The 5,217-nt window shown below is 74.2% G+C and carries 5 protein-coding genes and 1 pseudogene; 4 read left to right on the top strand and 2 right to left on the bottom strand.

Annotation, left to right across the window (positions count from 1 at the left end):
* Positions 1 to 58 precede the first annotated feature (58 nt).
* Entirely contained in the window at positions 59 to 229 is a 171-nt protein-coding gene (locus ACO1BR_RS07765; protein WP_426794282.1) for a hypothetical protein, read from the bottom strand.
* Positions 230 to 381: 152 nt separating this feature from the next.
* Positions 382 to 1,686 (bottom strand): hypothetical protein, encoded by a 1,305-nt coding sequence (locus tag ACO1BR_RS07760; protein WP_426794281.1) that lies wholly within the window; start codon positions 1,684 to 1,686, stop codon positions 382 to 384.
* A gap of 343 nt (positions 1,687 to 2,029) precedes the next feature.
* Between ACO1BR_RS07760 and ACO1BR_RS07755 the strand changes: the two are divergent.
* The 4 genes and pseudogenes from ACO1BR_RS07755 to ACO1BR_RS07740 form a co-directional block, all read left to right on the top strand.
* Positions 2,030 to 2,317 (top strand): annotated as a pseudogene (locus ACO1BR_RS07755) (ABC transporter substrate-binding protein); the annotation flags it as partial.
* Positions 2,318 to 2,416: 99 nt separating this feature from the next.
* Positions 2,417 to 3,283 (top strand): Nif3-like dinuclear metal center hexameric protein, encoded by an 867-nt coding sequence (locus tag ACO1BR_RS07750; RefSeq protein WP_426794280.1) that lies wholly within the window; start codon positions 2,417 to 2,419, stop codon positions 3,281 to 3,283.
* Positions 3,280 to 4,023: a zinc ribbon domain-containing protein gene (locus ACO1BR_RS07745; RefSeq protein ID WP_426794500.1), complete on the top strand. Its 744-nt coding sequence runs from the start codon at positions 3,280 to 3,282 to the stop codon at positions 4,021 to 4,023. The genes ACO1BR_RS07750 and ACO1BR_RS07745 overlap by 4 nt, the downstream gene beginning before the upstream one ends.
* A gap of 3 nt (positions 4,024 to 4,026) precedes the next feature.
* A partial coding sequence (locus ACO1BR_RS07740) for a bifunctional RNase H/acid phosphatase (RefSeq protein ID WP_426794279.1) occupies positions 4,027 to 5,217 on the top strand: 1,191 nt, incomplete at its 3' end.

The following is a 5,217-nucleotide window of genomic DNA, read 5'->3' as shown; positions in this document are numbered from 1 at the left end:
CGGCCGCCGCCCGCGGGAAGCGGTGCGGCGGCCGCGGCCGTCGGCGTCGGGTGGGTCCTCAGGCGGTCTGCGCCTGATGGTCCCGGCGGTGCCGGCCGTGGACGGCGGCCTGGGCCTCCTCGCTGGAGGAAGCCTGGCCGCGGTGCTTGCCGGCGCCTGCGGCCTCGGCGGCCTGGGCGGAGGTCCCCTGCGGGCGCGCCTGGGTCGTGTCGGTTCGGGCTTCGGACATGGAAAGAGTCACTCCGTCAGATCGCTTACAGCTGTACGCGTCGGGACCTCCCCCAGCTACCGCCGGGGCGAAACCCGTGCGGCGCTGTCGGTGGCCGGGTCAACCGGCTGCGTAGCCCCCGCCTGAATAGTAACTGGGCGGAAGACAGCGCTTCACCGGGCCTCCCGGGCCCCGAGAGGTGCCTGTTGCAGGGGCACTGGCCTGCACAATCGGGGATGCGTGGTACTGGTGTGCGGTTCCGCGCCGATGACCTTGAGATGTGGAGATGCTGTGGAGTCGGTACTGGTATGCGCAGCATCCGGGACAATCCCGCCCCCGGAATCCGTGATTCCCGATCCGCCCATCGCGGCGACCGGCGCCGCGGCGACCGGCGCCGCGACCGGCCGTACGGCGCCGACCGTCCCTACGGCCGCGGTCGTCCCCGCGGCCACCCGCACCGCGACCGGCTCCGGCGGTACGGTCATCCGCGCCATCCCGCACGGCACCGCGTCCGTCGCGTAGGGCAGCAGGAGTTCACCGTCCCGCGTCCACAGCCCGGCGCCCGCCAGCCAGCCCTCCGGCGCCCGGAACTGCCGCAACCGCCGCCCCGCGGGCCGCCATACGCCCAGCCACGTCCCGCTCGCGGCGTCGATCCGGAACGCCACCGCACAGCTCTCCGGCAGCAGCATCCGCCCCGGCTGCACCGCGAACGGCGTCACCGCCATGTCGGGAGCCCGCAGACACTCCGGGAAGCGCACCGGCAGGCTGCTGCCGAGCACGCCCCAGCCCAACCGGTCGTGCCCGGCGGCGTCGGACCGGACGAGCAGCAGCCCGCTGTCCGGATCGGCCAGCAGCAGGCGGTCGTTGCTCCGCTCGGTGATCTGGAGCAGCGGACTGGCCGGGCCGCCGCGCGCCAGATCGACCACCACGGTCTTGGTCCGGCCGTCCAACTCCCGGTCCAGCGCCAGCAGTCGCCCGTCGTGGTCCAGCCAGGCGCCGCCCGTGCAGCGCCCCGGCACCACGGCGACCCGCTCCGGCCCGGCCGCGCCGCCGTGCACCAGCCACAGCGCGGTGCCCCGCGCGCCGGGCGCCAGCGCATAGCCGAGCGTCCCGCGCGGGGTGGGCGGCAGCAGCGTCAGGGTGTCCGCCGGCACCGCGCCGAGCAGGACCTCCCGGGTCCCGGGGTCGGTCGGGTAGAGCAGGGAGACGGTGAAGCGGTCGGCGACCCGGCGCAGGAGCAGCACCCGGCCGTCCGCGAGCGGCAGCAGTTCGCTGTCCGGCTCCTCGGGCTGGCTGCCCGGCAGGGGGACCGCGTACGGCTCCGGGCCGCCGATCGTCCAGCGCTCCGGAAACCAGCTCCCGGCGGCGTCGTCGTGGCGCGCGAGCCGGGCGGCGTACGAGCCGTCGGCGGCGATCGTCAGCGCCGCGCGGTGCGGGCTGTCGAGCGATGTGGCGTCCTCACTGGCGCAGATCGTCATCGGTGGCCACCTCCAGTGGAGGGACGTTAGTTTTCGCATTTCGGGCGGATCAACGAGAGTTGCCGGTCTTCACGCATAAGGGTGGCGATTGTCCGGTTCGCCGGTGGTGGGTGGGATGGTTGTGCTCCTTGATTCAAGGATGCGTAAAGTCAGGGCGCCCTAAATGGCCAGGACGCGTCCTGGCACCGTGCGCAACCCCTGCCGCGACGGGGAGGAACCAGGAACCCGGCTCAAGGTGCCCGTGTCGGCGGACGCCAGGGTGCACATCGCCCCGTCGACCGGCGCGAGGATGTCAAATGCCGCAGTTCACCCGCGGCTTCGCGGCCGTTCGGCAGCCAAGAAGAAGGACGTCGGCCTGCCTCGCCCCGAGAACCAACGGGCCGACGACCTCGCCACCGAGGTCGGCCCGGAGAAGATCAACCAGGCCGACGCCGACTGGATCTTCACCGGCGTCTGCGGCGACCCCGGGTCCACCAAGCGCGACACCGCCGAGCAGAACCCGCTCTGGAAGAACCTCAAGGCCGTCAGGGACGGCCACGCGAGGAACGTGAAGGACGAGATCTGGTACCTCGGACTCGGCGGCACCGCCGCCGACGGCGTCCTGGACGACCTGCGCGGCTTCCTCGTCCGGCACCGACCGCCCGGCACCGACCCGCGCGGACCCGGTGCCCGGTGCCCTCGGCGGACCGCGGGGCGGTGCGGTGGCACGGGTGAGAGGTAACCTTCCCCCGTGCCCGCACTGTCTGAAGTCCTCGCCGCGCTCGACGCCCTGTGGCCCCCCGAGCGGGCCGAGGGATGGGACGCCGTCGGCACCGTCTGCGGCGACCCCGGCGCCGAGGTGCGCCGGGTGCTGTTCGCCGTCGACCCGGTCCAGGAGATCGTCGACGAGGCCGTGCAGCTCGGCGCCGACCTCCTCGTCACCCACCACCCGCTCTACCTGCGCGGGACGACGACGGTCGCGGCCTCGACCTTCAAGGGCAGGGTCGTGCACACCCTCATCAAGCACGACATCGCCCTGCACGTCGCGCACACCAACGCCGACACCGCCGACCCCGGCGTCTCCGACGCCCTGGCCGGCGCGCTGGACCTGCGGATCCTGCGCCCCCTGGTGCCGGACGCGAGCGATCCGGCCGGCCGCCGCGGCCTGGGCCGGATTTGCGAACTCCCGCACCCGATGACGCTGTCCGAGCTCGCCGGCCACGCCGCCGCCCGCCTGCCCGCCACCGCGCAGGGCATCCGGGCGGCCGGCGACCCGGACCGCGAGATCCGCACCCTCGCGGTCTCCGGCGGCTCCGGCGACAGCCTCTTCGACGACGTACGGGCGGCCGGCGTGGACGCGTTCCTCACCGCCGACCTGCGTCACCACCCGGCCTCCGAGGCCACGCAGCACGGCCCGTTGGCGCTGCTGGACGCGGCCCACTGGGCCACCGAATGGCCGTGGTGCGAGCAGGCCGCGGCCCAGCTCGACGCGGTCTCCGACCGGCACGGCTGGGGACTGCGCACGCATGTCTCCCGTACGGTCACCGACCCCTGGACCGCCCACGCGGCGTCCGCCCCGCTCACCACCCCGACAAACACCACAGGAGCCCCACGCTGAACGCCGCGCCCGCCGACCAGATCCGCCTTCTCGACGTCCAGAGCCTGGACGTCCGGCTCACCCAGCTCGCGCACCGGCGCAAGAACCTCCCCGAGCTGGCCGAGCTGACGACCCTGGAGGCCGACCTCACCCAGCAGCGCGACCTGCTCGTCGCCGCGCAGACCGAGGAGAGCGACACCAGCCGCGAGCAGACCAAGGCGGAGCAGGACGTGGACCAGGTGCGCCAGCGCGCCGCCCGCGACCAGAAGCGCCTGGACTCCGGCGCCATCACCTCCCCGAAGGACCTGGAGAACCTCCAGCGCGAACTGGCCTCGCTGGCCAAGCGCCAGGGCGACCTGGAGGACGTCGTACTGGAGGTCATGGAGCGCCGCGAGACCGCCCAGGAGCGGGCCGCCGAGCTGACCGGCCGGGTCGGGGCCATCCAGGCCAAGGTCGACGACGCCACCGCCCGCCGGGACGCCGCCTACGCCGAGATCGACGCCGAGGCCGCCACGGTCACCAAGGAGCGCGAACTGACCGTCGCGGACCTCCCTGAGGCGCTCGTCAAGCTCTACGACAAGATCCGCGCCAGGGAGGGCGGCGTCGGTGCGGCCCGCCTCTACCAGCGCCGCTGCGAGGGCTGCCGGCTGGAGCTGAACATCACCGAGCTCAACGACGTCCGGGCCGCCGCCGCCGACGCCGTCGTACGGTGCGAGAACTGCAGCCGCATCCTGGTCCGTACGCCCGACTCGGGCCTGTAGGCCATGGCGCGCAAGCTGATCGTCGAAGCGGACGGCGGCTCCCGGGGCAACCCGGGCCCGGCCGGCTACGGCGCGGTGGTCCTCGACCCGGCGACGGGCGAGGCGCTGGCCGAGGCCGCCGAGTTCATCGGCACCGCGACCAACAACGTCGCCGAGTACAAGGGCCTGCTGGCCGGGCTGCGCGCCGCGCACGCGCTGGACCCGCAGGCCACCGTCCACGTCCGGATGGACTCCAAGCTCGTCGTCGAGCAGATGTCGGGCCGCTGGAAGATCAAGCACCCGGACATGAAGCCGCTGGCCGCCGAGGCGAAGACGGTCTTCCCCGCGAACCAGGTCAGCTACGAGTGGATCCCCCGGGAGAAGAACAAGCACGCCGACCGGCTCGCCAACGAGGCGATGGACGCGGGCAAGAACGGCAAGCAGTGGGAGCCGCGCGACTCCCGGGCGGCACTGGCCACCGCCGGTGCGCCCGCCCGCAGCGCCGCGGCGCGCGCCGCCGACCGGGCCGCCGAGGCGGCCGAGACCGGCGAACAGGCGCCCGCCGCCCCGCCGGTGGGCTGGGGCGCGCCCGACCTCGGCGTGCCCGCGACGTTCGTCCTGCTGCGGCACGGCGAGACCGCGCTGACCCCCGAGAAGCGCTTCTCCGGCAGCGGCGGCACCGACCCCGAACTCTCCGCCGCCGGCCGCCGCCAGGCCGAGGCGACCGCCGCCGCGCTCGCCGCCCGCGGCACGATCCAGGCCGTCGTCAGCTCACCGCTGCGCCGCTGCCGGGAGACCGCCGACGCGATCGCGGCCCGGCTCGGCCTGGACGTCCGCGTCGAGGACGGGCTCCGCGAGACCGACTTCGGGGCCTGGGAGGGGCTGACCTTCGCCGAGGTCCGCGAGCGCTTCCCCGAGGATCTGGACGCCTGGCTCGGCTCCGTCAAGGCGGCGCCCACCGGCGGTGGCGAGTCCTTCGCGGCGACCGCCCGCCGGGTCGCGGTCGTTCGCGACAAGCTCATCGCCCGGTACGCGGGCCGGACCGTCCTGCTGGTCACCCATGTCACGCCGATCAAGACCCTGGTCCGGCTGGCGCTGGGCGCCCCGCCGGAGTCGCTGTTCCGGATGGAGCTGTCGGCGGCGTCGCTGTCGGCGGTGGCGTACTACGCGGACGGGAACGCCTCGCTGCGGTTGCTGAACGACACCTCGCACCTG

Source organism: Streptomyces sp. YGL11-2 (genome assembly GCF_050054615.1).
In the GTDB taxonomy this organism is placed as follows: domain Bacteria; phylum Actinomycetota; class Actinomycetes; order Streptomycetales; family Streptomycetaceae; genus Streptomyces.
This window is presented reverse-complemented; position numbering and strand designations above follow the sequence as displayed.

Coding starts and splice junctions, on each gene's coding strand:
- ACO1BR_RS07760 (WP_426794281.1), bottom strand. CDS start 1,686: ATGACGATCTGCGCCAGTGAGGACGCCACATCGCTCGACAGCCCGCAC.
- ACO1BR_RS07765 (WP_426794282.1), bottom strand. CDS start 229: ATGTCCGAAGCCCGAACCGACACGACCCAGGCGCGCCCGCAGGGGACC.